This is a genomic window from Arthrobacter sp. TB 26, assembly GCF_000427315.1.
Lineage (GTDB): Bacteria > Actinomycetota > Actinomycetes > Actinomycetales > Micrococcaceae > Arthrobacter.
Window position 1 is genome coordinate 1,855 of sequence record NZ_AUPJ01000212.1, and the last position, 900, is coordinate 2,754.

Consider the following 900-nt stretch of genomic DNA (forward strand, 5'->3'; position numbering starts at 1 on the left):
CCGCCGGCGTCGTGGACGGCCTTGCCGCGCCCGGTGATGTGCAGGGTCTGGATGCCGGCCTCCGAGAGGAGCCCGACGGATGCGGCGATGGTGCGGTTGATGCTCTGGGCGCCCGAGGAGCCGCCGGTGACAACCAGGGCCGGACGGTCCGGGTCCAGGCCGAGGGCTGCCCGGGCCGCGGTCCGGGCCGCGGTCCGGTCAAGGCCGGAGATTTCCTTGCGCATCGGCATGCCAACGTGCCGGGAGGCGCCCAGCCGTGTGGCTGCGAAGGCCACGGCGACGTGCCCGCCCAGGCGTGCGCCTACGCGGTTCGCCAGTCCCGGACGGGTGTTCGCCTCGTGGATGACGATGGGGATCTTCCGGCGCCGGGCGGCGAGGTACATCGGGGTGCAGACATAGCCGCCGACGCCGACCAGGACGTCGGCGTTGGCCTCGTCGAGGATAACGCCGGCCTGTTTCACTGCGCCGGCAAGCCGCCCCGGCAGCCGCAGCAGGTCCAGCGACGGCCGCCGGGGGAAGGGCACCCGGTTGATCGTGGCGAGGTCCAGCCCGGCGGCCGGGACCAGCCGGGCTTCCATCCCGCCCGGTGTTCCCACGGCCAGGAGCCGCACGCCGGGACGGGCCTCGCGGAGTGCGTTCGCGATGGCCAGGAGCGGGCTGATGTGCCCGGCTGTTCCGCCGCCGGCAAGGACGACGGACAAAGACGACTCAATGTTCATGGAGGCCTATTTACGCTTTCGTGCGGGATTGCTGGGGGCGGGGGTCCGGGTGGCCGGCGTTCGGGGGGCTGGCTTCCCGGGGCCGGTGGCTTTGACGGCGGACTTTCCGGTGCCGGCTGCCTTGGGTGCGGGGTCCTTGCCGGGCGTGCTTGTGGCCGTAGCCGCGCCGCGGGCCGCAATC

1 protein-coding gene (only partly in view) is annotated in these 900 nt (G+C 73.2%); it reads right to left on the reverse strand.

What is annotated here, in order from left to right; all coding sequences use genetic code 11:
- Positions 1–719: the 5' portion of an undecaprenyldiphospho-muramoylpentapeptide beta-N-acetylglucosaminyltransferase gene (gene murG / locus K789_RS0107520; protein WP_024366226.1), read on the reverse strand. It extends 409 nt beyond the left edge of the window; 719 of the gene's 1,128 nt are visible here — the first part of the coding sequence; the start codon lies at positions 717–719; its stop codon lies beyond the left edge, outside the window.
- Positions 720–900 lie beyond the last annotated feature (181 nt).